Here is a 26093-nt window from a genome sequence, read left to right on the forward strand (position 1 = left end):
CCGGCGTGGGCGTGGCCCGGCGTGGGCGGGGGCGCGGCCCCGACCGGGCCGGCCGGGCCCGGCACCGCTGCGCCGCCGGGCGCGGGTCGGCGGGGAGCGAGCCGTCAGGGGGGCGGGTCGGGCAGCGGTTCGTCAGGGGGCGAGTTGCGACATCGGGCGAGGGATTCCACCGGGCCGAGAGCGTGGCGCAGGACAGACAGAGGCAGCAGCACCCGGACCGCCGCGCTCCCGAGGGGAGCTCACCAGCACCACCGCACCACGAACGCGAGGGGATCCCACCGGTGGAACCGGCAAACCACTTCACCGTCCTGCGGCGGTACTGGCGGCTGCTCGTCGGCTGCACGCTCGCCGCACTCGTCGTCGGCTGGCTGCTGACCCCCACCGGTGACACGGTGGACAACGCCAAATGGAAGTGCAAGGTCGCCATCACGCCGGTCGCGGGGGCCGGCGACACCGTGCGGGCCGACCAGGTGCTCTCGTACGCGCAGGGTTCGGACGTCGCGACGGCGGCGGCCCACCAGCTCGGCATCGGCGACGCCGCCGCCGTGATCGCCCGCCGGACCGTGACGGCCGACAGCGCCCAGATGCTCTCGATCGCCACCACCGGGCCGACCCAGCAGTCCTGTTCCGACCTCGCGGCCGCCTACTCGGCCGCGATCATCAAGGGCTTCAGCGACGAGTCCGCCAAGAGCGCCGCCGAGACGGTCCGGAAGCTGCAGGCGCAGGCGGACGCCCAGCAGAAGCAACTCGACGACATCCAGCAGCAGTTCAACCGCTCCTCGGCCGGCGACCAGCCGAAGCTCCAGCCCAAGCTGACCGCCGCGTCCACCTCGCTGACCGCCACGCTGACCGCCATCAGCAAGCTGCAGAACGGCGCCCAGACCGACGCCATCCAGCAGTGGGGCAGCATCGACGCCCGGCAGAACGCCGGCAACCTGCTCTCCTCACCCAGCCGGAACGTCCGGCTGGGCCTGGCGGTCGCGCTCGGCCTCGGCCTCGGCGTGGTCGCCGCGCTGATGCTCAGCCGGATGGACACCCGGCTGCGCACCCGCAACGCCGTCGAGGAGGGCTTCAACCTGCCGGTGATCGGCGAGGTGCCGCAACTCTCCCGCCGGCTGCGGCGGCTGCGCGAACCGCTGGTCCGGGCCCGCCCCTCGGACCCGGCCGCCGAGGCGTACCGCTCGCTGCGCTCCACCCTGCTGCTCACCGGGCCGGACGCGCTCGGCCGCTCGGCCGCCGGGCCCGCCGAGTGGGAGCGCGCCGAGCCCGCCCCGCGCCGGCACGCCGATCCGGCACCCGTGGTGCTGGTGGCCTCCGGCGGCAGCGGGGACGGACGGACCACCACCGTCGCCAACCTGGCCGCCGCGCTCGCCGAGACCGGTCGCGAAGTGCTCGTCCTGGACTGCGACTTCCGCCACCCGCAGCTGCACGCCCACCTCGGCGTGGGCGGCGGTCCGGGGATGGCCGAGCTGCTCAGCGGTGAGCGGCTCGGCGAGCTGGACGACCTGATCCGGCCGACCAACGTGGCGGGCGTCTCGCTGATCACCGGCGGCAACACCACCGCCTACCCGGCCGCACTGGTGCTGCGCGCCGCCGAAGTCCTGCGCCGGGCCCGCCGCCACGCCGACGTGATCCTGGTGGACACCTCGCCGCTGCTGCACGCCAACGACGCTTACGACCTGGTCCAGCACGCCGACGCGGTGCTGGTCACCGTGCGCAGCGGCAATGTGACCCCCGAACAGGCGGATCGGGTCGCCGAGTTGCTCTCCCGGACCGGGGTGCCGGTGGCCGGGGTGGCGCTGCTCGCCAGCTTCGGCCCGGGCGGACGGCGCCGGCGCACCGGGACGGTCGGCGGACCGGCGGCACCGGGCGGCCGGGCCGCCCCGTCCACCCTGCCGCGCCCGGCCGCGCCGGCAGTGGACCGGGCCCCCGACCGGGCCCTGGAGCGGGGTCGGGACCGGGGGCCCGAGTGGGGCGCGAACCGGAGTGCGGACCGGGGCGCGGACCGGGGCACCGAGCGGGGTGCCGAGTGGGGCACCCAGCGGGGTTCCGACCGGGCGGCGCCGAGCTGGGCCCGGCGTGACGCCGCCGGACCGGGCCGGACGCGCCCCGACGCCGGTCCGGGCGTCAACGGCCACGGCCCCAAGGCCGGTGCGGTCGGCGGCGACCCGGGCGAGCCGGCCCTGCTGCGCGAGGCGGAGGAGCGGTGACCGGACGCACCCGGGTGCTCTGGCTGGCCAAGGGCCTCGGCCGCGGGGGCGCCGAGCAGCTGCTGCTCAACTGCGCGCGCCAGGTGGACGCTTCGCGCTACGAGGTCGAGGTCGCCTACGTACTGCCCTGGAAGGACGCGCTCGCCCCCGCGCTCACCGAGGCCGGGGTGCGGGTGCACTGCCTGGGCGGCGTGCCGGGCGCGCCCGGCCGGGCCGACCCGCGCTGGCCGCTGCGGCTGCGCCGCCTGCTCGCCGACCGCCGCTACGGCCTGGTGCACACCCACATGCCCGTCCCGGCCACCGCCGCCCGGCTGCTGTCGTACGGGCTCGGCGGCGGGGGCGCGCCGCGCCTGGTCCACACCGAGCACAACGTCTGGGACCGCTACCGCCCGGCCACCCGCTGGGCCAACGCGCTGACCTACCGTCGCAACGACGCGGTGATCGCCGTCTCGCTCGCCGTCGAGCGGACCATTCCGGCCTCGCGCCGCCGGCCCGGTGCCTGGGTGCACGTGGTGCACCACGGCCCGGACCTGGCCGGCGCCCCGCAGGGACCGGCCGCCCGGGCCGCCGCGCGGGCCGGACTCGGCCTGCCGCAGGACGCGTTCGTGGTCGGCACGGTCGGCAACCTGACACCGAAGAAGGACCAGTCCACGCTGCTCGCCGCCCATGCCGAGCTGTGCCGTGTCCGACCGCCGGCCCGGCTGGTGGTGATCGGCGCCGGGCCGCTGGACGAGCGGCTGCGGGCCCGGGCCGCCGAGCTGGGGGTGACCGACAGCGTGCTGTTCACCGGCTCCCGCCCGGACGTCCCCGCGCTGCTGCCGGGACTGGACGTCTTCGCCCTGAGTTCCCGTCAGGAAGGCCTGCCGGTCGCCCTGATGGAGGCGATGACGAGCGGCCTGCCGGCCGTGGTCACCCGGGTCGGCGGCATGCCGGAGGTGCTCGACGACGGCGAGCAGGGCTTCCTGGTGGAGCCCGGTGACCCGGTCGCCCTGGCCGCCGCGCTCGGCCGGCTGGCCGACGACCCGGAGCTGCGGGAACGCCTCGGGGCGGCGGCGCGGGAGCGCTCCGCCCGCTTCGACGTCGCGGGCGCCCAGCGGGCCGTGGAGGCGGTGTACGAGAAGGTGCTGCGGCGCTGAGCCCCCTGGTCCCCCGAAGGCTGCTACCACCGAACGGAGAGCGAGTCCGGACGTGAGTGCCCTGCCCGCCCCTGCCGAGCTGACGTTCCGCCCGCTCGCGGAGGACGACCTCCCCGCGGTGCTCGACCTGCTGACCGCCTCCCTGGCCGGCGGCCCCACCGGCACCCGCACCGCCGACTTCTTCGGCTGGAAGCACCGGCTGGGGCCCTTCGGCGCCAGCCCCGGCCTGGTCGCCGAGACCCCGCAGGGGCGGCTCGCGGGGGTGCGGCTGTTCCTGCGCTGGCAGTGGCACGAGGGCTCCACCGGCCGTACCGTCACCGCCGTCCGGCCGGTGGACACCGCGACCCACCCGGACTTCCAGGGCCGCGGGATCTTCCGCCGGCTCACCCTGGACCTGCTCGGACAGGTCGCCGGTGAGGCCGAGTTGGTCTTCAACACGCCCAACGGGAACAGCCTGCCCGGGTACCGGAAGATGGGCTGGCAGGAACTCGGCCGGGTACCGGTGGCCCTGCGCCCGGTCCGCCCGGCCGCGTTCGCCCGCGGAGTGCGGGCGGCGCTGGCCCGCACCCCGGCCGGTGCGGCCGCGCCACCGGCCTGCGGGCTGCCCACCGCCCGGTCGTGGTTCGCCGACCGCGTGACGCTCCCCGACCCGCCCCGGACCGCCGACCGGGCCGCTCCCGACGGCCCGACCACCGCCGACCGCCAGAACCGGACCGCCGGCCGGGCCGCTCCCGACGCGGCCACCGGCTCCTCCGGAGGCTCCGCCGGCGACCCGATGGTCGGAGCCGACGGCCCGCTGGCCGAACTGCTGCGCGAGCGGGCCGCCGCCGACCGCGCCGACCCCCGCCTCGCCGTGCTCCGCACCCCGGAGTTCCTGCGCTGGCGCTACGGCGAGGCCCCCGGCCTGGACTACCGCGTCCTCACCTGCCACCGGGGCGGCGAGCTGACCGGCCTGGCCGTCGGCCGGCCCCGACGCCGCGGCCCGCTCGCCGAGTTCACCCTCGCCGACGTCCTGGTCCGCCCCGGCGACCGGGACAGCGCCACCCGGCTGCTGCGCGCCGCCGCCCGCGAGTCCGGCTGCGACCACGTCGCCACGCACCTCTCCCCCGGCACCGAGGCCGCCGCCGCGGCGCTGCGCTCCGGCTTCCTACGGGCCCCCCGCACCGGGATGACGCTCGCCGCGCGCACCCCGACCGGCCGGACCGCACTGACCCTGCCCGACTGGCGGTTCACCCTCGGTGACCTGGAGGTCTTCTGATGCCCCGGCCGGCTCCGGCCCGGGCCGTGCCGGGCCGCACGTCCCGGCCGTCCGCCGTCGCGGCCGTCCGGGCCCGGGTGCCCTGGCCGTCCGCCGTCGCCGCCACCCTGGTGACGGCCTACGTCACGCTCTTCGTCGTCGCCATGGTGCACACCTCGTACGACACCTGGGGCGCGCTGCTGGTCCTGCCGGTGCTGATGGCCGTCGGCACCCCGGTCCTGGCCCGGATCGCCGCCGCCAACCCCGAGCGGGACGTGTTCCGGCTGCTGATGCTGGCCATGACCGCCAAGCTGCTCTGCGCCTTCCCCCGCTACCTGATGGCCTTCGTGCTGTACGGCGGCGCGGCCGACGCCAAGATGTACCACCAGAAGGGCACCGAGCTCGCCACCTACCTGGGGCAGGCCGACCTGCTGGCCGGCGTGCACTACGACCTCGGGATGAAGGTCGCCGGCACCGGGTTCGTCATCATCGTCACCGGGGTGGTCTACGCGATCACCGGGCCGTCGCTGATCGGTGGCTTCCTGGTCTTCTCCTGGCTGGGCTTCTGGGGACTGCTGCTGTTCTGGCGGGCCCTGCAGATCGCCTTCCCCGAGGCGGACAGCCGCAAGTACGCCAAGCTGGTCTTCTTCCTGCCCTCGCTGCTGTTCTGGCCGTCCAGCATCGGCAAGGACGCCTGGATGATGTTCTGCCTGGGCCTGACCACCTACGGGACCGCCCGGCTGCTGGACCGCCGGTTCGGCGCCTTCGCCTGCATCGCGCTCGGCTCGGTCGGCACCGCGGTGGTCCGCCCGCACGTCACCGCGCTCGCCGGAGCCGGCCTGCTGGTCGCCTACGTGCTGCGCAAGCGGCCGCGGCAGGCCAGCGCGCTCGGACCGCTGCGGACCATCCTGACCGCCGTGGTGCTCGGCGCGATGGCGGTGCTGATGCTGCAACAGGTCTCGACCTTCTTCGGTACCGACGGCACCGGCGGCGACGCCGTCAACCAGGTGCTCTCGGAGACCTCGCGGCGCACCAGCCAGGGCAACTCGATGATCAGCGCGACCGCCCCGGAGGACGCCGCGCCGCGGTTCAGCCTGAATCCGGCCGGGCTGCCGGTCGCCGTGGTCAGCGTGCTCTTCCGGCCCTTCCCCTTCGAGGCCTCGAACATCCAGAACCTGATCCAGTCGGTGGAGTGCTTCGCCCTGCTGGTGATGTTCATCCGGAGCTGGCCGCAGCTCAGCAGAGTGCCGCGGCTCTTCGTGCAGCGGTCCTACGTCGCCTTCACCACCGTCTACACGCTGCTGTTCTGCTGGGCCTTCTCGACCATCAACAACATGGGCATCCTGTCCCGCGAACGCGTCCAGGTACTGCCCCTGGTGCTGGTCCTGCTGGTCGTCCCGGCCGCCTCCACCGCCGCCCGGGGGGCCGCCGAGCGCCGGCCGCCGCCGGTCTGGCGGGTGGCGCCGGGGCAGTGGGGCGGCCAGCGGCCGCCGCCCGGGCCCCACCCCGTCCGGCTCGGCGGACGGGAGCCCGGGGAGGCGGCGCCGTCCCGAGGGGGACCCACCGCGTCCTGACACCTCCCCCCGCCCCGGCTCCGGCCCGTCCCGGCGCCCGGTTCCAGGGCTCCGCCGACCTCGCGGACACCAGCGCCCGTTCGCACTCCCCCGCCACTGGCGAGCACCGGACTACCCACGGAGGTATCTGATGACCACCGACACCCTTGCCCTGCCCGCCGCCCTCGGCGGCACGCCCGCCTTCCCGGAGGGGCTCCCGCTCACCCGCGTCCAGGTCCCGGACCGCGCCACCCTGCTGGAGCGGCTCGGCGCCGTCCTGGACAGCGGGCAACTGACCAACGGCCGCACCGTCGCCGAGCTGGAGGAGGCCGCCGCCGAACTGCTGGACGTGCCGCACGTGGTGGCCGTCTCCAACTGCACCGCCGGCCTGATGCTGGTGCTCCAGGCGGCCGGTGTGGCCGACGGCCGGCCGGTGGTGATGCCCGGCTTCACCTTCTCCGCCACCGCCCACGCCGCGCACTGGGCCGGCGGCACCCCGGTGTTCGCCGAGGCCCGTGAGCGCGACATCACCCTGGACCCCGAGGACGCCGCCGCCCGGCTCGCCGCCGCCGACCGCCCGGCCGCGCTGATGGCCACCCACGTGTACGGCACGCCCTGCCAGGTGGAGCGCCTCCAGGAGGTCGCCGACGCGGCCGGCGTGCCGCTGGTGTACGACTCCGCGCACGGCTTCGGCAGCAGCCGCCGCGGTGTGCCGATCGGCAACTTCGGCTACGCCGAGGTGTTCTCGATGAGCCCCACCAAGGTCGCGGTGGCCGGTGAGGGCGGCCTGGTCGCCACCCGGGACGCCGCGCTCGCCGGACGGCTGCGCACCGCCCGCGACTACGGCAACCCGGGCGACTACGACACGCTGTTCCCCGGCCTGAATGCCCGAATGAGCGAGCTGCACGCCGCCGTCGGTCTCAACTGGCTGGCCGGGCTGCCCGAACGGGTGGTCCACCGGGGCACACTCGTCGCCGAGTTCGCCGCCGTGACCGCCGGACTGCCGGGGCTGCGGCTGGCCCTGCCGGAGGACGGCGACGTGTCCACCTTCAAGGACCTCACGCTCGTCCTGGACGCCGCGGCGTTCGGGCTCAGCGCGCGCCAACTCGCCGACGCGCTCAGGGCGGAGGGCATCGACTCGCGCCGCTACTTCCACCCGCCGGTGCAGCGCCAGCGGGCCTACGCCCACCTCGGCCAGGCCGAGTCGCTCCCGCTGACCGACCGGCTGGCGGACTCGGTGCTGACGGTGCCGCTCTGGACCCAGATGGACGCGCCCACGGTACGCCGGATCGCCGGAGCGGTAGTCCGGATCCAGCCGTACGCGGAGCGTCTGCGCGCCGCCTGACCGGGCCGCGTCCCGTTAGGCGGATCGGGTGAACGCGGTTGGACCGCGGCCCCGCCCGGTCGGCAGGATGTCCGGCCGGGGCCCGCGGCCCCATCTCACCCTCCCCCGTACGGATTTGGAGTCACCCGGTGCTCAAGGGATTCCGCAGCTTCCTGCTGCGCGGAAACGTCGTGGACCTCGCGGTCGGCATCGTCATCGGTGCGGCGTTCACCGCTGTCGTCACCGGGTTCGTCACGGCGTTCCTCACCCCGCTCATCGGGGTCGCGAGCGGCGCCGTCGGCGACTTCACGCAGAAGACCTTCGCGGTGGCCGGGACGAACTTCCCGTACGGCGTCTTCGTGAACGCGCTGATCAGCTTCGTGCTGGTGGCCGCGGTGATCTACTTCATCGTGGTGGTCCCGGTCGGCCGGCTGCAGGCCCGGCTGGACGGCGCCAAGCCCGCCCCGGTGGCCAAGGCGGACTGCCCGGAGTGCCTGAGCCCGATCCCGGCGGCGGCGGTGCGCTGCTCGTTCTGCACCTCCGAGGTGGCCGGTCGGCCGGGCTTCCCGGCGCAGTCCGTGGCGGAGCCGCTCCAGGTGCGCTGACCTCGGGTTCTGCCACGCCCGGCGGCTCTCACCGTGACTTTATCCCCGAAACATTCACGAGCCCTCGCCGCGCAGTCGGCGGGGGCTTGAATGTGCCGGCGCACGCCCTGACCGCAAAAGTTTCTTCGCCCGGCCCGGGACCGTCCACCGGCCCGTCACCGCACGGGGCTTCACCAGCCCAGTCCGGGCTCTGTTCGACCGCGCACCCCGGTCCGAAGCTGGCCGGAAGTCGTCGCCGGAATGTCCGTTCTTCGCACTTTCGAAACTTTTGTGCGAGCGAAGACTGTGTAAACACTCGAACTGCTCGCCCTCCCACTCTCCTCAGCAGGCGCATTGTGGGCTTACCGTATGGCCCATGACCTCGCCCCGCTCCTACGACGGAGTCGGCTACCCCCCTCCGTCCTTCTCCTCCGGCACGCCCATCTACGACAGCCTCGTCGCAGAGCGCGGTGTCCCGCAGATCGCGCCCATCAACGTGCCGGCCGCCCTGCCGCCGGCACTGTCGTCCGGTTACGTATCAAGCCTCGGCCAGTCCTACGAGAACCGGTACGCGACCGGGTACGACACCCCCGGCAGCAACCTCCCCGCGCTGCCGCCCGCGCGCCTCGCCCTGGGCCCCGGCCCGAGCAGCGCTCCCTCCGCCGGCCCCACCACGGCGTACATCCCGGCGCAGCCCGCACCGGCGTACGCCTCCGCGCCCCAGCCGCCCGCCCCCGGCTACGGCGCCCCCCAGCCGTACCTGTCCGCACAGCGGCCGCAGGCCCCCGCCCCCGGCTTCTCGCAGGCCACCGGCGGCGGCGCCTTCCAGCCCTCCGGCGGCCAGAGCTTCGGCGGCCAGAACACCTTCGTCGGGGCCGGCCAGGGCGGCCAGCAGACCTTCGGCGCGCAGCCGATGGGCGCGCCCGGCTCCTTCGGCGGCCAGCCGCACGGCGGCGGTCAGCCGCACGGTGGCCCGCAGAGCTTCGGCGGGCAGCAGAGCTTCGGCGGCCAGCAGTCCTTCGGCGCCCCGGGCCAGAACGGTGGCGGCTTCCAGGGCCAGGGCGGCGAGCAGGGGTTCGGCGGCGCGCAGCTGCGCCCGGCCGTCACCCCGGTCGCTCCGGTCCGCCCGATGCAGCCGCAGCGTCCGGGCCCGTACGGCGAGCCCGCCCAGTTCCAGCAGGGCTACCAGCCCCAGGGGCAGGGCTACTGACCGACACCCCCGGCCGGCCCCACCCGGCCCCCGCCCGCAGCACCTGAGCACGATCCCGACGTCATCCCGCGCCGGGCGTACGGAGAAACGGGTCATCCACGGACCGCCCGGACCGCCACCCCACGGCGTCCGGGCGGTCCGTGCGCGTTCCGGCCCCGGGCGGCCGCGGAGGGCAGGACGCCGGGCTCCCGGGGGGAGCTGGCAGGATGGGGGGATGCTGCTCACCGGACTCCACATCCACCCCGTCAAGTCGATGTACCGCCTGAGCCCCGAACATGCCCAGGTCGAGCCGTGGGGGCTGGCCGGCGACCGGCGCTGGATGCTGGTGGACGCCACCGGGCGCTTCGTCAGCCAGCGCGACGACACCGCCGTCGGTCTGATCCGCGCCGAACCGGCCGCCGACGGCACGCTGGTGCTGACCGCTCCCGGCGGCTCCCGGATCGAGGTTCCGGCGCCCGGCGCCGCCGCCGGCGACCCGCTCGCCGAGGTCGAGGTCTGGGGCACCCGGTTCCACGCCGCCGAGGCCGCCAAGGAAGCCCAGCTCTGGATCGCCGAGCAGCTGAATGGCGACTACCGGCTGGTGCACCTGGACGACCCCCGGGCCCGCCCGGTCGACCCGAAGTTCGGCGGGCCCGGCGACACCGTCTCGATGGCCGACGGCTTCCCGCTGCTGCTCACCACCACCGCTTCGCTGGACCGGCTCAACGCGCTGATCGCACAGGAGCACCAGGAGGGCCACGAGGTGCTCCCGATGGCCCGGTTCCGCCCCAACGTGGTCGTCTCCGGCAGCGAGCCGTGGGCCGAGGACGCCTGGCGCCGGATCCGGATCGGCGAGTTGACCTTCAAGGTGGTCAAGCCGTGCGGGCGCTGCGTGGTCACCACCACCGACCAGGAGAGCGGCGAGCGGCGCGGTCCCGAGCCGCTGCGCACCCTGGCCCGGCACCACCGGCTGCTGAAGAAGGCCTCGTTCGGGCAGAACCTGATCCCCGAGCGCCCGGCCGGCGTCGGGGGCGACGTGCTCGGCACGCTCCGGCTCGGCGACGAGGTCGAGCTACTGGAGGGCGGCGCGCACTGGCCGGCGGACGAACGGGTGTGAGCCGGGGGCGCCCGCGAGCGGCGGGCGCCCCTCCCGCCCGCGCCGCCGGCGGACCCGCGGTCCGCGCGGCCGTCGCCCGGTGGGCCGGCCCCTCCAGGGGCCCGGGCGCCCCGGCCTTGGCCACGAACGGCCCTCCGTACACCGCCCTGTCGCCGCCCCGGGCGCCGCTCCGCGCCCCGGATGCGCCGTCGCCGGACACGGCCGCGCCGGCGCATCCGTTCGGAACCCCGACTGTGTGCGCTCGTTGAAACATGTGTGGAACCCGGAACGGTCCCCGGCCGGGGCCGGCCGCCGGCGGCCGGAGCACCGTCGCGGGCGCGCTACGGTGGGCGGGCCACCCGCGCACCCCGCGCGTGCGGCCCGATGGGATCGCCAGCTCGATGAAGGTGGGGACGACAGACCGTCATGGCTGAGCACAGGGTCCGAGTCACCCAGGACAGCGCCTCCCGCTGGCGTCGCCGCGCCGGCGAGTACGACACCCTCACGGAGGCCCTCGCGGCCGCCGAGCCGGGCGACACCGTGACCGTCCGACCCGGCACCTACCGGGAGAACCTCGTCCTGGACAAGCCGGTCACGATCGTCCCGGCGCAGGGCCCCGGCACGGTCCGGATCGACCCCCCGAGCGGTGTCCCGCTGACCGTGACGGCCGCCGCGACCGTCCGCGACCTGGTGATCGAGGGCAGCGACAGCTCCCTCCCGGCCGTGCTGATCACCGGCCCGGAGGCGACGCCCGCGCTCGGCGGCTGCCGGGTGGAGACCCGCTCGGCCACCGGCGTCGAGGTCACCGGCGGAGCCCGGCCCACCCTGCGCGGCTGCGTGGTCGCCAACCCCGCCGGGCTGGGCCTGCGGCTGCGCGGCGAGGGCACCGCGGCGGCCTTCGAGGACTGCGAGGTCGCCGCCGCCGGACAGGCCGGACTGGCCGTGCTCGGCGGGGCCACGGCCGCGCTGGAACGCTGCCGGGTCCACCACGCGACCGGCGCCGGGGTACTCCTGACCGACCCGGGCAGCGCCGCCGAGCTGACCGGTTGCGAGATCTACGAGATCCGCGGCAGCGGCGTCCAGGCGGAGGCCCACGCCGGCGGCCGGCTGGTCGACTGCGACATCCACCGGGTCACCGGCAACGGGATCACCCTGGACAGCGAGGCCGAACTCGTCCTGACCGGCTGCCGGGTGCACGACCTGCCGGAGAACGGCGCCGACCTGCGCGGCCGGGCCCGGCTCACACTGGCCGGCACCACCGTGCGGGACTTCGGGCGCGGTGCGCTCTCGGTCTGGGACCAGGGCACCGAGGCCATCGCCGAATCCTGCGAGATCCACAGCTCGACCGGCGAGTACCCGGCCCTCTGGGTCAGCGACGGCGCCCGGCTGACCCTCACCGACTGCTCGCTGCACGACCTGCCGGACGCGCTCTTCGTGCTCGACCGCGACTCCGCCGCCACCGCCGAGGGCTGCTCGTTCAGCCGGATCCGCAGCTCGGCCGTCTCGGTCAGCGGCGGCGCCGGGGTGACGCTGAGCGGCTGCCGGGTCCAGGAGGCCGGCACCGGGCTCTGGTTCCGCGACCACGGCAGCGGCGGGCTGCTCACCGACTGCGAGATCTCCGACGTCGCGACCGGCGTGATCGTCACCAAGGGCGCCGACCCGGTCCTGCGCGACTGCACCGTCCGGGCCAGCTCGGACGCCGGCGTCTACGTCTCCGCCCAGGGCCGGGGAACCTTCGAGGACTGCCGGGTCTCGCACGGCAAGGGCTTCGGCTTCCACATCATCGACGGCTGCCGCACGGTGCTGACCCGCTGCCGGGCCGAGCAGAACGAACGGGCCGGCTTCGAGTTCTCCGAACCCGGCCCGGTGGTGGAGGCCTGCACGTCGGACGACGTCGCCCCGGCCGCTCCGGCCGCCGAGCTGCCGGCCCCCCGCGCCGCACGGACCGCACGGGCCGCCCAACTGACGGCCACCGCACCGGCGTTGCCGGCGCCTTCGGCGATCGGGCCGATCCCGGACTGCCGCCCGGCCGACGAGGCGCTGGCCGAACTCGACGCGCTGGTCGGCCTGGCCACCGTCAAGCAGGAGGTCCGGACCCTGATCGACCTGATCGCGGTCGGGCGCCGGCGCCGCCAGGCCGGGCTGAAGGCCCCCTCGCTCCGCCGCCACCTCGTCTTCACCGGGGCCCCCGGCACCGGCAAGACCACCGTGGCCCGGCTCTACGGCGAGATCCTGGCCTCGCTCGGGGTGCTCCAGCGCGGGCACCTGGTCGAGGTGGCCCGGGTGGACCTGGTCGGCGAGCACATCGGCTCCACCGCGATCCGCACCGCGGCCGCCTTCGACCGGGCACGCGGCGGCGTGCTCTTCATCGACGAGGCGTACGCGCTGGCACCCGAGGACGGGGCCCGGGACTTCGGCCGGGAGGCGATCGACACCCTGGTCAAACTGATGGAGGACCACCGGGACGAAGTGGTCGTCATCGTGGCCGGTTACACCGCCGAGATGGAACGCTTCCTCTCCGCCAACCCCGGTGTCTCGTCCAGGTTCTCCCGCACCATCACCTTCCCCGACTACTCCGCGGAGGAGTTGCTGGAGATCGCCCGCGCGCAGTGCGCCGAGCACGAGTACGCGCTGGCCGAGGCGACCGAGGGCGCGCTGCTCCTGCACTTCGGGACGCTGGAGCGCGGCCCCAACTTCGGCAACGGGCGCACCGCGCGGCAGGTCTTCGAGACGATGGTGGAGCGGCACGCCATGCGGGTCGCCCACCTCGCGGATCCGTCGACCGAGGAGTTGCAGCTGCTCGTCCCCGCCGACCTGCCGGCGGCCCGCCTGCCCTGACCGTCGTCCGCCGGGCAGGTGGACACCCGCGCGGCCCCGCGCTCAGCCGCGTTCCGCGGCCGCCTCGTCGCCCAGCATCCGGTCCACCAGCAGCGCCAGTCGGGGCTCCGCGTGGTCCGGCCGGAGCCGGCCGCTCCGGGCGAGGGTGGCCAGGCCGTGCAGGGCCGCCCAGACCACCTCGGTGAAGGGCTCCGGATCCTCGGCCCCGGCCACCTCGGCGACCGGTCCGGCGAGGGCGGCGAACGCCTCCTTCAGCGGGGCGGGCGAGTCCGGACGGCCGAACGGCAGGTCCGTCGCGAGCACGAACATCGCGTCGTAGAGTGCCGGGTTGGCCGCCGCGAACGCCAGGTAGCGGCCCGCGACGGCGCGGAAGGCCCCGGCCGGCCCGGCCGCCCCGCGGGTGACCGCCCGCAGCTCGGCGGCGAGTTCCGCGAAGCCCTCCAGCGCGACGGCGGCCACGATCGCGTCCTTGCCGGCGAAGTGGCTGTAGAGCACGGGCTGGCTGTACTCGATCCGTTCGGCCAGCCGGCGGGTCGTCACCGCCTCCCAGCCCTCGGACTCCGCCAGCTCACGGGCGGTTCGAATGATCAGCTGGTGCCGCTCGGCGCGTTCGCGCCCGCGGCGCTCCTGGATTGACATGACATCGACTCTAGCAGCGCTAGGCAATAGAGCCATGAAAGGAGCAGCGCCGCCCCGCCCGCGGCGATGCCAGGGGCAGGGGTGACGCCCGCCGCGGGTCAGCCGGTCCAGGCCCCGCCGGCCAGGAAGGACTCCAGCCGGGCCCGATGGGGCGCGATGTCGATCCGCTCCCCGGCCAGCCAGTCGTCCGAGTAGTACTTGTCGAGGTAGCGGTCGCCCGGGTCGCAGATCAGGGTGACCACACTCCCCCGCACCCCGGCCGCCCGCATCTCGGCGACGATCTTCAGCGCGCTCCACAGCCCCGTTCCGGTGGAGGCGCCGGCCTTCTTGCCGAGCACCTGCTCCAGCACCCGCACGGCCGCGATCGAGGCGGCGTCCGGGACCTTCATCATCCGGTCGATCGCGCCGGGCACGAAGCTCGGCTCCATCCGCGGCCGGCCGATCCCCTCGATCCGCGAGCCGCTCTCGCAGACCGCGTCCGGATCGTGGCCGACCCAGCCCTCGAAGAAGCAGGAGTTCTCCGGATCGGCGACGCAGATTCGGGTGTCGTACTGCATGTAGTGCACGTACCGGGCGATGGTCGCCGAGGTCCCGCCCGTCCCGGCGGTCGCGACGATCCAGGCCGGCTCCGGGTGCGGCTCCAGGCGCAGCTGGGCGAACATCGACTCGGCGATGTTGTTGTTGCCCCGCCAGTCGGTGGCCCGCTCCGCGTAGGTGAACTGGTCCATGTAGTGGCCGCCGGTCTCCTCGGCGAGCCGGGCGGAGGCCGCGTACACCTCGTCGGAGCGCTCGACCAGGTGGCACTCGCCGCCGTGGAACTCGATCAGGTCGATCTTGGACTGGCTGGTGGACTTGGCCATCACCGCGATGAACGGCACGCCGATGAGCTGGGCGAAGTAGGCCTCGGAGACGGCCGTGGAGCCGCTGGACGCCTCGATCACCGGCTTGCCGGGCCGGATCCAGCCGTTGCAGAGGCCGTACAGGAACAGCGAGCGGGCCAGCCGGTGCTTCAACGAGCCGGTGGGGTGCGTGGATTCGTCCTTGAGGTAGAGGTCGATGCCCCAGTCGAGGGGGAGCGGGAACCGGAGCAGGTGGGTGTCGGCCGAGCGGTTGGCATCGGCGTGGACCTTGCGCACCGCCTCCTTGAGCCAGCCGCGGTAGGCCGCGTCGGAGCGGTCCACATCCTCGGTCCGTTCGGCACTCGGCTGCGCACCCATGGTCACTCTCCTCGCTCGAACCCCCCGGTTGCTCACTACGAGTGTACGAGAGTCACGATAAGTGACGGTTTTCGTAGCCCCAGCTTCCGCTTATCCACGGCCACCGGGCCTCGCCGCGCTCCGCCGCCGCCCGCCCTGCTACGCCCCCGCCTGCACCGACTGCGGGTCGGCGAGGTAGGGCCGCCACGCCAGCTCGGCCGCGCCCGCCAGTGCGCCGTGCGCCAGCTCGGCGCCCACGATCGGCACCCGGCCGCTGCGCCCCCAGAGGCTGCGCTCGGCGACCACCGCCCGCAGCCGCTCCGGCGCGGCCTCCAGCAGATCGAGGTGCAGACCGCTGAGCACCACCCGGTCCGGGTTGAGGATGTTGGCGACGCCGGCCAGTCCGAGGCCGAGCCGGTCGATGACGTGCTCGACGGCCGCCCGGGCCCGCTCGTCCGTCGCGGCGGCCCGGCAGAGCTCGCCGGCCTGGTCGAGCAGCGGGCGGTCCGGGTCGGGGGTGAGCCCGGCGGCGGCGAACAGCGCGTCCGGGTCGGTCTCGGCGTTGAGGCAGCCGCGGTTGCCGCACTGGCAGGGGCGGCCCTGCGGGTCGACGGTGAGGTGGCCGACCTCCAGCGCCAGCCCGGCGCTCCCGGTGTGCAGGCGGCCGTCGATCACCAGCGCGCCACCGACGCCCCGGTGGCCGGAGGTGACCAGCAGCAGATGGCGGGCGCCCCGGCCGGCACCGTGCCGGTACTCGGCGAGGGCGCCGAGGTTGGCGTCGTTGGCGATCGCGGTGGGCAGCGGGTCCAGCGCGAGCGGGCCGTTGTCGGCGCGGCCGACCTCGACGTCGTACAGGTCGGCGACGGGCGTGCCGCTGGGCCAGGCGAAGTGCAGGGCGGCGAGCGCGGTGCCGTCCGGCTCGGTGACCGGGTTGGGCAGCGCGAGCGCGGCACCGAGGCAGCGGCGGCTGCTGTGGCGGGCCAGTTCGGCGCCGGCCTCGGCCACGGCGCGGAGCATCCGGACCGGGTCGGTGGCGGCGGGCAGCGGCCGGTGCACGGGCGGATCGAGCAGTCCGCCGAGTCCGGCGAGGGTGACGCTCAGCCCGTCGGCGTGGATCTGGCCGGCGATCACCACCGGACCGGCCGGGTCGATGGCCAGCCGGTGCGACGGGCGGCCGCGGCCGCCGCCGGCCGGCCGGGAGTCGACGGTGATCAGGCCGAGCGCCTCCAGCTCCGCGGTGACCGCTCCGGCGGTGGCCCGGGTGACGTCCAGCGCACGGGTGAGCGCCGAGCGGGTGGGGGTCTGGCCGGTGTGGATGAGCGAGAGCGCCGGGCCGAGCAGCGTGCGACCGCGATCGGGGGCCGAGCGGCGGTGGGCGTCACGCTGGGCGTCGTGGTCGGCCCCGGAGCCGGGCTTCGGACTTGATGGAGTGAGCTGCACGGCCCTATTGTTACTTTGTGCCGCTCCGAAACAAAATCCACGTCCATGACCGGGTCGACCGGCCGTCCCTCCAGTCTCGCAGCACTCCGGCCGCTTCCGGCACCCCCTGGGGCGCGGCACGGCTCGCACTCACCGCTTTCTTCGCCGTCGACGGCTTCCTCTTCGCCGCCTGGGTGGTCCGCATCCCGGACATCCGCAGCCAGGTCAGCGCCTCCCACAGCGCGCTCGGGCTCGCCCTGCTCTGCGTCTCGGCCGGTGCCGTCGCCACCATGCCCCTGGTCGGCCGGCTCTGCCTCCGGTACGGCTCGCGACCGGTCACCGTCGGTTCGCTGGCGCTGCTCAGCCTCGCCGTCCCGCTGCCCGCCCACGCCCACTCGGTCGCGGCGCTCGGCGGCGTCCTGCTGCTCTTCGGGGCGGGGTACGGCGGTGCCAACGTCGCGATGAACAGCGCCGCCGTCGACCTGGTGGCCCAGCTGCGCCGCCCGGTGATGCCGAGCTTCCACGCCGGGTACAGCCTCGGCGGCCTGGTCGGCGCGGGCGTCGGCGGACTGCTCGCCGGCACCCTCACCACCACGTGGGCGCTCGCCCTGAGCGGCCTGCTGGGCCTGGCCGTCACGGCGGGCGCCGGCGTCGTCCTGCTCCGCGGCCCGGCCGCGCCGCTCGTCGCCCCCGGCCGGGCGGCCGACTCGCCCGCCGCCCCCGCCTCGCCCACCTCCCCCACCACTGCGGCCGCCCCCAAGGAGCCGGCCCGGGTGCCGCACGCCCGGTTGCTCGTCCTGCTGCTCGGCCTCACCGCGCTCTGCTGCGCCTACGGGGAGGGCGCCATCGCGGACTGGACCACCCTGCACCTCACCGACGACGTCCACGCCAGTGCCGGCACGGCCGCCGCCGGGTACGCCGCGTACGCCTTCGCGATGACCAGCGGCCGGGTCGGCGGCACCTGGCTCTCCATCAGGCTGGGCCAGAACCGGGTGATCGTCCTCGGCGGCCTGACCGCCGCGGCCGGCATGCTGCTGGCCGCACTCGCGCCCTCGGTACCGCTCGCGCTGTCCGGGTTCGTGCTGGTCGGCCTCGGCCTGGCCAACATCTTCCCGCTCGCCATCGCCCAGGCCGGAGCCACCGGCGGCCCGCAGGGCGTCGCGCTCGCCTCCACCCTGGGCTACGGCGGCATGCTGATCGGCCCGCCGGTGATCGGCTTCCTCGCCGACGCCGTCGGACTCCCGCTCGCCCTCACCTCGGTCGCGCTCGCCGCCGTCCTCGCCGCCCTGCTCCCCCTCACCGCCCGCCGCACCCACTGACGGAGCCCGTCGCCGGGTACGGCGGGCGGTGAGGACGCCCCACCACGCGTCGCACCCGCCACCGGCCACCGCACGACGGCCCGCGGCACCTCCCGCCGGTCGGGAGCCCCGACCGGCGGGCCGGGTGCCACCGGCTCCATGCCGGGACCGGCGGCACACCCCCGCGAGCGCACCCCCGGTCGGGGCCACCGGCCACCCACCCACCCACCCACGGTCCCACCGGGGCGACCCACGGCCGGCCGATCACCTCGGCGGCGGCCCCCCGCACGCCGGTCCGCGGACCGGCGGTCTCCCGTACTCCCCCCGGCGAGCGCCCCCGGCAGCCCCCCGGACCTCCGGGCGCACTCCCGCGTCCCGCCCCGTGACAGGATGCGGCCATGACGACGACCGGGCGGATCCAGGTACTGCGGGCGGACGAGCGCCCGGCGACGGCGTGGCTGAACGGGGGCGGGGTGACCAGGGAGGTCGCCGGGTTCCCCGCGGGGGCCGGGCTGGACGCCTTCGACTGGCGGGTCAGCCTCGCCGACGTCGCCTCCGCCGGGCCGTTCTCCGCGTTCCCCGGCGTCGACCGGGTGATCACCCTGGTCGAGGGCCCCGGTATGGCCCTGACCGTCGACGGTGCCGAGCACCTCGTCGACACCCCGTTCCGCCCGTTCGCGTTCTCCGGCGAGGCCGACACCGGCTGCCGACTGCTCGGCGGCCCGGTGGTGGACTTCAACGTGATGACCCGTCGCGGGCGCACCAGCGCCGACCTCGCGCTGACCACCGGGCCGCGCACCGTGGACGTCCCGGCCGGTGGCACCGTCCTGCTGGTCTGCCTGGCCGGCCGCGCCACCGTCGGCGACACCGTGCTCGACCGCTACGACGCCGCCCTGCCGGCCGGGCCCGGCCCGTACGAGCTCCGGCCCGACGGCGTGACCGCCGCCGTCACCTTCCGCACGCCGCCCGCCTGACACCGCACGGCACACCCGCCCGGGACACACCACCGCACAGGAAGCCGGCGGGTCCGACTTCCTGTGCGGGCGGCACGCCGCACCCGGCGGCCGGACGGCGCGTCAGCCGCAGTACACCGGGGACGCGTGGGCCGGGTCGAGCGCGTTGGTGACCAGGTGCAACGCGGTCGGCGAGAAGGCGATGGCCACGTGCTCGGCGAGCGAGAGCGGGCAACGGTCCTGCAGGACGACGTTGTTCACGTTCGGGCCGCTGAGGAACTGCGTCCGGTACGGCGTGACGACCTCGTCGTACACGGTCGAGATCACCGTGTAGCGGACGCCGGGCACGGTGTCCGCCACCGTCGCCATCTTCCGGTTGAAGGCGGAGTCCACCACCTGGTCCTTGCAGGCCGGGCAGGCCGTGTAGATCAGTTCGGCCACCCGGGGGAGGTACGGGGCGAGGTTGGCGATGCCGTCGAGCGTCGTCCCGTGGTTGGACGGCGCCAGGCCGATCACCTTGTCGACCTTCGACGCGCCCCCGAGGAACTTCACGTAGTAGTTCGGGAGCATGCCGCCCTGCGAGTGGCCGACGAGGTCGACCTTCGCCGCGCCGGTCGCGCCGCGCACCAGGTCGACGAAGCGGCCGAGTTGCGCGGCCGACTCGGCGGCCGGACCGAGCCCGCCGATCGGCAGCACCAGGCCGCTGCCGGAGGAGGTGACGCCGGGGACCATGCCGTAGTCCAGGGCGAAGACGCAGTAACCCTGGCTCTTCAGCAGGGGCGAGAGCACCAGCCAGTTCTCGTAGCGGTTGGCGAAGGTGCCGTGCACCAGGACCACCGGATCGGGGTGGGCCGCCGTCGGCTTGCAGGCCCAGTCGTTGGCACCCGGCGGCGAGGCCACCGAGTCGCCGTCGGGAGGCAGTTGGGCCGCCACGCCGGACGCGGTGGGGGTCGCGTCCGGTGCGGCGTGTGCGGCGGTGGCGGGGGCGCCGGCGAGCAGCGCACCGGCCAGCAGGGCCGAGCCGAGTGCTCCGAGGAGTCTGCGGCGTACCGGTCCGGCGGCGGAGCGGAGAAGTGGGGTTCTCAACTGTTGCCTCCACAACGGAAGTTTGTTACCAACAGGTAACCCGAGTGCCTCCATCATGCGGTCGCCCCTCCGGCCCGGCCCTTGGGTGTCCCCCAGACCTGGACGGTGTTTTCTGTGACCGGTCACAATTCACCCGCTCGCGCCCCCGGTTGGCGGATCCCGCTGATCGGCGGAGTGCCCGCCGACCAGCGGCTGCTCGGCGCCGTACCCGAGTTGGTCGAGGCCGTCATCGCCACCCTGCTCGCCCGGGTGCCGACCTACCGCCGCCTGCCGCACGAGCAGGTGGCGGGTGAACTCAGCCAGGTCACCGAACGCCGGATCCGCGCCCTCGCCCAGGCCGTCCGCACCGGGAACCCCGCCGACGACGAGGAGTTCACCTCCGTCCGCGAGGCCGCCGCCCGGCGGGCGGAGGAGGGCCTGCCGCTGGACGCCGTCCTGCTCGCCCACCACCTCGGGATGGAGGTCTGCTGGGAGCTGGTGACCAGGGACGCCCACGACGACGACGCCGCCGACCTGCTGGTGCTCAACCGGCTGCTGCTCGACCAGCTCCGCCAGGCCACCTCCGCCGCCGGCGCCGGGTACGTCGAGGAACGCCGCACCCTCGCCGACGAGCAGCGGGCCGCCCGCCTCGCCCTGCTCACCGCGCTGCTCGACGGCGCCCCCGCCGAGGAGACCGCCACCAGGGCCGGGATCCGGCTGCCGCCCTCCTACGCCGTGCTCTGCCTCGCCGTCGCCGACCACCCCGACGAGCGGGCGCCCGGCGTCGACCGGACCGTGGCCGGCCACCGCAAGCTGCGCCGGCTGCGCACCGAACTCGACCACCGCACCCGGCAGTCGGCGCTCACCGCGCTCTCCTCCTCGGGCGGCCCGGTGCTGATCCCGCTGGAGTGCCGGCCGGACGCCGCCCCGGCCGACATCTGGCAGCGCCTCGCGGACACCGTGGCCGGCACCGCCCGGGCGGCCGGGGTCCCGGTCCGGGCCGGGGCGGCCGTCGCCGCACCCGCCGGGGTGGCGGCGGCGGCCGTGCTCGCCACCGAAGTGCTGGAGGTGGCGCGGGCCTTCGCCCGCCCGCCCGGGCTGCACCGCCTGGACGACGTCCTGCTGGAGTACCAGCTCAGCCGGCCGAGCCAGGCGAGATCCCGGCTCGCCTCACTGCTCGCGCCCCTGGAGGACGGCGGCGAACTGCTCGCCACGCTCCGCACCCACCTGGCCGGCGGCCTCAACCGCCGCCACACGGCCCGCACCCTGCACCTGCACCCGAACACGGTCGACTACCGGCTGCGCCGGGTGGCCGTCCTCACCGGCCTCGACCCGACCCGACCCGCCGACCTGCTCCGGATCACCGCCGCCATCGCCGCCCGGGACGCCGAGCGCGCCCAGGAGCCGGCCTGACCGGCCGGACCCGCCGGACGCCGACGCCCCGGCCCTCAGCCCTCGACCCCCAGCCCGCCGTTCCCGCCGACGCCGCCCGACTTCGGCCCCGCCGACCGCCCCGCCTCACACCCCCGTCTCGCCGGGGAGCCGCAGGTCCCACCCGGCGAGCGCGCGCAGCTGGTCGGCGGTGATGCCGTCCGGCAAGGGGTTGGGCGGGTCGGTACGGAACGGCGGCTGCCAGCCCTCCTCGGCGGTCCAGCGTCGGACGATCTTCGCGGGGGCTCCGGCCACCACGCTGTGGTCGGGGATCTCACCGCGCACCACCGAGCCGGCCGCGACCACCACGTTGCGGCCGAGCCGGGCGCCGGGGAGGATCACGGCGCCGGTGCCGATCCAGCTGCCGCCGCCGATCTCGACCGGTTCGTTGCGCGGCCACTGCTTGCCGATCGGCAGGTCGGTCGCGCGGTACTCGTGGGCCTGGTCGGATATGTAGACGCCCGGGCCGGTCCAGACGTCGTCGCCGAGTACGATCGACTGGTGGCCGACGATGTGGCTGTCACGGCCTATCACGCAGCCGCCGCCGATCCGCACGATCGGGTCCGGCCCGAGGTCGAGGCCGGGCAGGAAGCCCGCGCTGATGGTGACGCGCTCGCCGATGATCGAGAACGGGCCGATCGTGATCCACCGCTCGTTGAAGATCGCCCCGAGCGGGAAGGTCAGCTTCGTCCCCGCGCCCAGTTCGCCGAACCGGTACGGACCGGGGCTCTCGCTGGACACCGCACCGGCCCGCTGAACCCACGTCCAGCCCCGGTGGACGAGGCGGCCCGCGACGCGTCGGCTGCCCGCCCGGGCGGCGGAGAACAGGGAACTGGTGATCGACATGCCGCCACGCTACCGGTCGCCCCGGCGCCGTCACCGAGGAGGCGGCCAACATCACACCCGTCCCGGAGGGGCGCCCGTACCGTGTCCGAAATCCGCGAGCGGTGCGACACTCGTCGACCATGGAGATCATCGAGCACATCGACGCGCTGCGCCGCGAGGGCGTCCTGCTGGCCGACGCGGCCGCCCGCACCGACCTCGCCGCCCCCGTCCCCACCTGCCCCGACTGGCAGTTGCGCGACCTCGTCCTGCACACCGGCCAGGTCCACCGCTGGGCCACCGCCCTCGTGCGGGACGGCCACCGGGAGCCGCTGGACGCCGAGGGCGAGCGCGCCGCCTGGGGACCGGAGCCGTCGGACGCGGCGCTGGTCGACTGGTTCCGGACCGGCCACGCCGCCCTGGTGGCGGCGCTCGCGGCGGCCCCGGCCGACCTGGAGTGCTGGAGCTTCCTGCCCGCGCCGACCCCGCTGGCGTTCTGGGCCCGCCGTCAGGCGCACGAGACCGCGGTGCACCGCTTCGACGCGGACGCGGCCGCCGGGGCGGACGGCCCCCGGGTCGCCACCGGCCTGGCCCTGGACGGGATCGACGAGTTGCTGGCGGGCTTCATGTCCCGCGGCCGCGCCCGGGTGCGCAGCGAACAGCCGCGCACCGTGCTGATCCGGCCCACCGACCCCGCACCCGGCGACGTCACGCCGAGCGCCGGGCCCACCGACCCCGCACCCGGCGGCATACCGACCGACGGGCCCGGCTCCTGGCTGCTCACCATCAGCCGGGAGCCGCTCACCGTCACCCGCCGGGCGGCCGGGGCCGCGGGCCCGGCCGACCTCACGATCAGCGGCCCGGCCCGCGACCTCTACCTGCTGCTCTGGAACCGGCTGCCCGCGGAGCGGGTCGAGCTGACCGGGGACCGGGCGCTGCTGGACCTCTGGCGGGAGACGGCCGTCGTCCGCTGGAGCTGACCCCGGCCGGGGTTCAGCGCGCCCAGGGCGCGGGCCGCTTCTCCAGGAACGCCCGCATGCCCTGCTGCGCCTCGTCCGAGCCGAACAGCCGCGCCGAGAGCTGGACCAGCTCGTCCGCGTCCCGTTCGAAGGAGCGCACCACCTCGGCGTTGGCCAGCCGCTTGGACTGTGCGAGGCCCTGCGGCGACCCGAGCCGCAGGGCGTCCAGCAGGCCCTTCAGCGCGGTTCCGGTGGACTCCGCGGAGTCCGTCGCCTCGGTGATCAGCCCGATCCGGGCGGCCTCGGCGGCGTCGAAGACCTCGCCGGTCAGGTAGTAGCGGGAGGCGGCGCGCGGGTCCAGCTTGGGGCGCAGCGGCAGCGAGATGACGGCGGGTGCCAGGCCGAGCCGGACCTCGGTGAACGCGAAGGTGGCGGCCGGGCCGGCCAGGGCGAGGTCGGCCGCGCCGACCAGCCCGAGGCCGCCCGCCCGGACGTGTCCGTCGATCACCGCGATCACCGGCTTCGCGCAGTCCACGATGGCCCGCTGGAGGTCCACCAGGCCGCGCGGGCCCACCGTCGGGTCCGTACCGGTCGCCTCGGAGAGGTCCGCGCCCGCGCAGAACACCTTGCCGGTGTGGCCGAGCACCACCGCGCGGACGTCCGGGTCGGCCGCGGCGGCGGCCAGGGCGGCGGTCAGCTCGGCCATCAGCCGGGTGGAGAGCGCGTTGCGGTTGTGCGGCGAGTCGAGGGTCAGCGTGGTGACGGCATCGGTGGTGGCGACACGGACGAAGGGCACTTCGCGGGTCATCGGTGCGGGCCTGCTTTCCGGCTGAGGGTGGGTCGGATTGCGTGGCGGCCGCCCGGCTCGGACGGCGCCCGGTCGACTCTGACACGCCCACCCGCCGCTCGGCCAGAGCCACCCGCCGCGAGCCCCGTCACCCCGTCGCGCCGAAATCCGGTGGTCGGGCGGTCGTGCGCCACGGCAGCATCGGGCCATGACCACCGACGCCGTCCTCCTGCTCGCGCCCCGGATCAACGAGACCGGCCTGCAGTTGCGCACCGCCGCCGGCCGTCGCGGCCTGCGCGCGCACACCGCGACGGCCTGGCGCGCGTCCGAGGAGCTGATCGGCTCGCCGGTGCACCTCTACGGCGGTCCGCTGAGCGGCGGCGGGCGAAGGCCCTGGTGCATCTGATCACCCGTCGGCCACGATGGGGTCATGACTTCCCAGCGCCCGCACCTCACCCACATCGCCGAGCCGCCCGGAGTCGCCCCCGGCACCGGCTACACCCAGGTCGTCACCGGCACCGGCCGCCTGGTGGCCGTCTCCGGCCAGGTCGCGTTCGACGAACAGCGGCACCTGGTCGGAACCGGCGACCCGAAGGCGCAGGCGCGCCAGGTGTTCGAGAACCTGGGCCGCTGCCTGGCCGCCGCCGGGGCCGGCTTCGCCGACGTCGTCAAGCTGACCTACTTCGTCACCGACATGGCGTTCATGCCCGCCGTGCGCGGGGCCCGGGACGCGTACTTCGGCTCGACCCCGCTCCCGGCGAGCTCGGCGGTGCAGGTCGCCGCGCTGTTCCTGCCCGAGGTGCTGATCGAGGTGGAGGCGCTCGCCCTGGTCCCGGAGCAGCGCTGACCGACCGGCCACCCGCTGACCGTCCGGCTCCCCGGGGGCCGGACGGACCGGCGACCCGGCCTACCCCGCGGTGGCCCCTTCGCGGCCCCGGGCCCACCGGACGGCGGGCCCCATGGCGAGGCCCGCCCCGGCGAGCAGCACGCCGAGGGCGACCCAGCCGAACAGGCCCCACCCGACCACGGCGGTGCTGACGACGGCGGGGCCGATCATCAGCGAGGCGGCCGACCCGGCGTTGTAGACGCCCTGGTAGGCGCCGTGGTCGCGCTCCCCGGCCAGGTCGTAGCTGAGCGCCCATCCGCCGGCCTGGCTCAGCACCTCGCCGAACGCCTGGAGCGCCACCCCGGCGAGCACCAGCACGGCGGCGATCGCCGCGGGCAGCCCGTGGGCGAGGGCGAGCACCAGGCAGGAGGCCGCCAGGATCAGCCCGGCCCGGCCGCAGACCCGGGCGGCCGTCGCCGGGTCCTCGGTGCCCCGGGTGGCCCGCACCTGCAGGGCTATCACCAGCACGGTGTTGACGATCAGGGTGCCGGCCACGGTGATCCGGGGCGCCTCGGTGTGCTGGACCACCCAGAGCGGCACACCCACCTCCAGCATCGCGAACTGCAGGCAGAGCAGCGCGTTCAGCACGGTCACCACCAGGAACGGCCCGTCCCGCAGGGCGGGGTTGCGCCGCCGGCCGGCGGGCTCGCCCGGTCCGTCGCCCGCCACCGGGCGGGCCGCCGGGCGGACCCTGGCCGGGACGGCCAGCCGGTGGAACAGCGCCGCGACCACCAGGTACGAGAGGGCGTCGGCCAGGATCGCCGTCAGATAGGCCGGCCGGCTGTCCACCTGGAGTGCGACGGCGCCGAGCGCCGTCCCCAGACAGAGGCCTGCGTTGGTGACCACCCGCAGATAGGCCCGGCCCGCGACCCTGCGGTCGGCGGGCAGCACTTCGGCGTAGAGCGCGTTCCGCACGGCGGCCGCGCCGCGGTCGACCGCGCTCACCACGCAGGCCAGCGCCAGGAACGCCGGGTAGCTGTGCACCAGGGCGTAGCCGGCGGTGCCCAGCGCGTTCACCGTGATCAGGACCACCAGCACCGGCCGCGCTCCCCAGCGGTCGGCCGCCCGCCCGGCCGGCACGCTGGCGGCGACGCCGCAGAGGCCGGCGGCGGTGAGCCCGATCCCGAGCTGGGCGGCGCTCAGTCCGAGGACGCGGGTGAAGAAGAGCACGCCTACGGCGAGTGAGAGCCCGCTGCCGACGGTGTTGACGAGGGTGATGCCGGCGAGCCGGCGCACCATCGGGTCGGGGTGCAGCAGCCGCGAGCCCCCGGCGGGCCGGCCGACCGGGCCCGGCTGCGAGGTACCGCCCGCGGCCGAGGAATCCGACGCGGCCGAGGGCGGTGGCGGATCCGGGGGACCGGCCGGGCCGGCGACGGGCGAAGGCGCGGCGGACGACGCCGGTGAGGTGTTCATGCCCCGATCCCACCGCGTCCCCGGCGTCCGCAGTAATCATTTAGGCTCTGCCTCAAAG

21 protein-coding genes and 1 pseudogene are annotated in these 26093 nt (G+C 75.5%); 15 read left to right on the forward strand and 7 right to left on the reverse strand.

Annotated elements, in window-relative coordinates:
* Positions 1 to 281: 281 nt before the first annotated feature.
* The 9 genes and pseudogenes from ACZ34W_RS28560 to ACZ34W_RS28600 all read left to right on the forward strand — a co-directional run bounded on the left by ACZ34W_RS28560 (position 282) and on the right by ACZ34W_RS28600 (position 13167).
* A complete protein-coding gene (locus ACZ34W_RS28560) occupies positions 282 to 2210 on the forward strand; it encodes a tyrosine-protein kinase family protein (protein WP_465608152.1) in 1929 nt (642 codons plus the stop codon).
* Positions 2207 to 3346: a glycosyltransferase gene (locus tag ACZ34W_RS28565; RefSeq protein ID WP_465608154.1), complete on the forward strand. Its 1140-nt coding sequence runs from the start codon at positions 2207 to 2209 to the stop codon at positions 3344 to 3346. Before ACZ34W_RS28560 ends, ACZ34W_RS28565 begins: the two co-directional genes overlap by 4 nt.
* 52 nt (positions 3347 to 3398) lie before the next feature.
* Positions 3399 to 4604, forward strand: coding sequence for a GNAT family N-acetyltransferase (locus tag ACZ34W_RS28570; RefSeq protein WP_465608156.1), 1206 nt, complete (start codon positions 3399 to 3401; stop codon positions 4602 to 4604).
* Positions 4604 to 6157 (forward strand): hypothetical protein, encoded by a 1554-nt coding sequence (locus tag ACZ34W_RS28575; protein WP_465608158.1) that lies wholly within the window; start codon positions 4604 to 4606, stop codon positions 6155 to 6157. Before ACZ34W_RS28570 ends, ACZ34W_RS28575 begins: the two co-directional genes overlap by 1 nt.
* Positions 6158 to 6287: 130 nt before the next feature.
* Positions 6288 to 7481 (forward strand): DegT/DnrJ/EryC1/StrS family aminotransferase, encoded by a 1194-nt coding sequence (locus ACZ34W_RS28580; RefSeq protein WP_465608160.1) that lies wholly within the window; start codon positions 6288 to 6290, stop codon positions 7479 to 7481.
* 128 nt (positions 7482 to 7609) lie between these two features.
* Positions 7610 to 8065: a large conductance mechanosensitive channel protein MscL gene (gene mscL, locus ACZ34W_RS28585; RefSeq protein WP_329490809.1), complete on the forward strand. Its 456-nt coding sequence runs from the start codon at positions 7610 to 7612 to the stop codon at positions 8063 to 8065.
* A gap of 355 nt (positions 8066 to 8420) precedes the next feature.
* Positions 8421 to 8846 (forward strand): annotated as a pseudogene (locus ACZ34W_RS28590) (DUF6643 family protein); the annotation flags it as partial.
* A 622-nt stretch (positions 8847 to 9468) separates the two neighbouring features.
* Positions 9469 to 10350: an MOSC domain-containing protein gene (locus ACZ34W_RS28595; protein WP_465608162.1), complete on the forward strand. Its 882-nt coding sequence runs from the start codon at positions 9469 to 9471 to the stop codon at positions 10348 to 10350.
* Positions 10351 to 10755: 405 nt separating this feature from the next.
* Entirely contained in the window at positions 10756 to 13167 is a 2412-nt protein-coding gene (locus ACZ34W_RS28600) for a right-handed parallel beta-helix repeat-containing protein (RefSeq protein ID WP_465608164.1), read from the forward strand.
* A gap of 42 nt (positions 13168 to 13209) precedes the next feature.
* Here the strand turns inward: ACZ34W_RS28600 and ACZ34W_RS28605 are convergent, their stop codons facing one another.
* From ACZ34W_RS28605 to ACZ34W_RS28615, 3 genes are all read right to left on the reverse strand, one after another.
* On the reverse strand, positions 13210 to 13806 hold the full coding sequence (locus ACZ34W_RS28605; protein ID WP_352294361.1) for a TetR/AcrR family transcriptional regulator: 597 nt from the start codon (positions 13804 to 13806) through the stop codon (positions 13210 to 13212).
* A 98-nt stretch (positions 13807 to 13904) separates the two neighbouring features.
* Positions 13905 to 15023: a PLP-dependent cysteine synthase family protein gene (locus ACZ34W_RS28610; protein ID WP_465608167.1), complete on the reverse strand. Its 1119-nt coding sequence runs from the start codon at positions 15021 to 15023 to the stop codon at positions 13905 to 13907.
* Positions 15024 to 15161: 138 nt separating this feature from the next.
* Positions 15162 to 16343 carry an ROK family protein gene (locus ACZ34W_RS28615; protein ID WP_329492355.1) on the reverse strand — a complete coding sequence of 394 codons (1182 nt, stop codon included), beginning with the start codon at positions 16341 to 16343 and terminating at the stop codon, positions 15162 to 15164.
* Positions 16344 to 16459: 116 nt separating this feature from the next.
* Here ACZ34W_RS28615 and ACZ34W_RS28620 point away from each other — a divergent pair, with 116 nt between their 5' ends.
* Positions 16460 to 17740 (forward strand): MFS transporter, encoded by a 1281-nt coding sequence (locus tag ACZ34W_RS28620; protein WP_465608169.1) that lies wholly within the window; start codon positions 16460 to 16462, stop codon positions 17738 to 17740.
* Positions 17741 to 18117: 377 nt separating this feature from the next.
* Positions 18118 to 18693: a HutD/Ves family protein gene (locus ACZ34W_RS28625; RefSeq protein ID WP_329490803.1), complete on the forward strand. Its 576-nt coding sequence runs from the start codon at positions 18118 to 18120 to the stop codon at positions 18691 to 18693.
* Between the two features lie 102 nt (positions 18694 to 18795).
* Here the strand turns inward: ACZ34W_RS28625 and ACZ34W_RS28630 are convergent, their stop codons facing one another.
* Positions 18796 to 19758 carry an esterase/lipase family protein gene (locus ACZ34W_RS28630; protein WP_465608172.1) on the reverse strand — a complete coding sequence of 321 codons (963 nt, stop codon included), beginning with the start codon at positions 19756 to 19758 and terminating at the stop codon, positions 18796 to 18798.
* Positions 19759 to 19872: 114 nt separating this feature from the next.
* Between ACZ34W_RS28630 and ACZ34W_RS28635 the strand changes: the two genes are divergently transcribed.
* Entirely contained in the window at positions 19873 to 21150 is a 1278-nt protein-coding gene (locus tag ACZ34W_RS28635) for an RsbRD N-terminal domain-containing protein (RefSeq protein WP_465608174.1), read from the forward strand.
* 105 nt (positions 21151 to 21255) lie between these two features.
* Here the strand turns inward: ACZ34W_RS28635 and ACZ34W_RS28640 are convergent, their stop codons facing one another.
* On the reverse strand, positions 21256 to 22014 hold the full coding sequence (locus ACZ34W_RS28640; RefSeq protein WP_329490800.1) for an acyltransferase: 759 nt from the start codon (positions 22012 to 22014) through the stop codon (positions 21256 to 21258).
* A 119-nt stretch (positions 22015 to 22133) separates the two neighbouring features.
* Here ACZ34W_RS28640 and ACZ34W_RS28645 point away from each other — a divergent pair, with 119 nt between their 5' ends.
* A complete protein-coding gene (locus ACZ34W_RS28645) occupies positions 22134 to 22970 on the forward strand; it encodes a maleylpyruvate isomerase N-terminal domain-containing protein (protein WP_329490799.1) in 837 nt (278 codons plus the stop codon).
* 13 nt (positions 22971 to 22983) lie between these two features.
* On the opposite strand, the gene ACZ34W_RS28650 is transcribed toward ACZ34W_RS28645, so the two are convergent.
* Positions 22984 to 23757, reverse strand: a complete 774-nt coding sequence (locus ACZ34W_RS28650; protein ID WP_329490798.1) for an enoyl-CoA hydratase family protein — start codon at positions 23755 to 23757, stop codon at positions 22984 to 22986.
* A gap of 187 nt (positions 23758 to 23944) precedes the next feature.
* Between ACZ34W_RS28650 and ACZ34W_RS28655 the strand changes: the two genes are divergently transcribed.
* Both ACZ34W_RS28655 and ACZ34W_RS28660 read left to right on the forward strand, forming a co-directional pair.
* A complete protein-coding gene (locus ACZ34W_RS28655; protein WP_465608177.1) occupies positions 23945 to 24142 on the forward strand; it encodes a hypothetical protein in 198 nt (65 codons plus the stop codon).
* Between the two features lie 24 nt (positions 24143 to 24166).
* Positions 24167 to 24583, forward strand: coding sequence for a RidA family protein (locus ACZ34W_RS28660; RefSeq protein ID WP_465608179.1), 417 nt, complete (start codon positions 24167 to 24169; stop codon positions 24581 to 24583).
* A gap of 60 nt (positions 24584 to 24643) precedes the next feature.
* Here the strand turns inward: ACZ34W_RS28660 and ACZ34W_RS28665 are convergent, their stop codons facing one another.
* The gene (locus ACZ34W_RS28665) at positions 24644 to 26035 is read right to left on the reverse strand and encodes an MFS transporter (RefSeq protein ID WP_465608181.1); all 1392 of its coding nucleotides are present in this window, start codon (positions 26033 to 26035) and stop codon (positions 24644 to 24646) included.
* Between the last annotated feature and the right edge of the window lie 58 nt (positions 26036 to 26093).

The sequence above is a fragment of the Kitasatospora sp. NPDC022856 genome (assembly GCF_055561235.1).

Coding starts and splice junctions, on each gene's coding strand:
- ACZ34W_RS28575 (WP_465608158.1), top strand. CDS start 4,604: ATGCCCCGGCCGGCTCCGGCCCGGGCCGTGCCGGGCCGCACGTCCCGG.
- ACZ34W_RS28580 (WP_465608160.1), top strand. CDS start 6,288: ATGACCACCGACACCCTTGCCCTGCCCGCCGCCCTCGGCGGCACGCCC.
- ACZ34W_RS28595 (WP_465608162.1), top strand. CDS start 9,469: ATGCTGCTCACCGGACTCCACATCCACCCCGTCAAGTCGATGTACCGC.
- ACZ34W_RS28600 (WP_465608164.1), top strand. CDS start 10,756: ATGGCTGAGCACAGGGTCCGAGTCACCCAGGACAGCGCCTCCCGCTGG.
- ACZ34W_RS28605 (WP_352294361.1), bottom strand. CDS start 13,806: ATGTCAATCCAGGAGCGCCGCGGGCGCGAACGCGCCGAGCGGCACCAG.
- ACZ34W_RS28610 (WP_465608167.1), bottom strand. CDS start 15,023: ATGGGTGCGCAGCCGAGTGCCGAACGGACCGAGGATGTGGACCGCTCC.
- ACZ34W_RS28625 (WP_329490803.1), top strand. CDS start 18,118: ATGACGACGACCGGGCGGATCCAGGTACTGCGGGCGGACGAGCGCCCG.
- ACZ34W_RS28640 (WP_329490800.1), bottom strand. CDS start 22,014: ATGTCGATCACCAGTTCCCTGTTCTCCGCCGCCCGGGCGGGCAGCCGA.
- ACZ34W_RS28645 (WP_329490799.1), top strand. CDS start 22,134: ATGGAGATCATCGAGCACATCGACGCGCTGCGCCGCGAGGGCGTCCTG.
- ACZ34W_RS28650 (WP_329490798.1), bottom strand. CDS start 23,757: ATGACCCGCGAAGTGCCCTTCGTCCGTGTCGCCACCACCGATGCCGTC.
- ACZ34W_RS28655 (WP_465608177.1), top strand. CDS start 23,945: ATGACCACCGACGCCGTCCTCCTGCTCGCGCCCCGGATCAACGAGACC.
- ACZ34W_RS28660 (WP_465608179.1), top strand. CDS start 24,167: ATGACTTCCCAGCGCCCGCACCTCACCCACATCGCCGAGCCGCCCGGA.
- ACZ34W_RS28665 (WP_465608181.1), bottom strand. CDS start 26,035: ATGAACACCTCACCGGCGTCGTCCGCCGCGCCTTCGCCCGTCGCCGGC.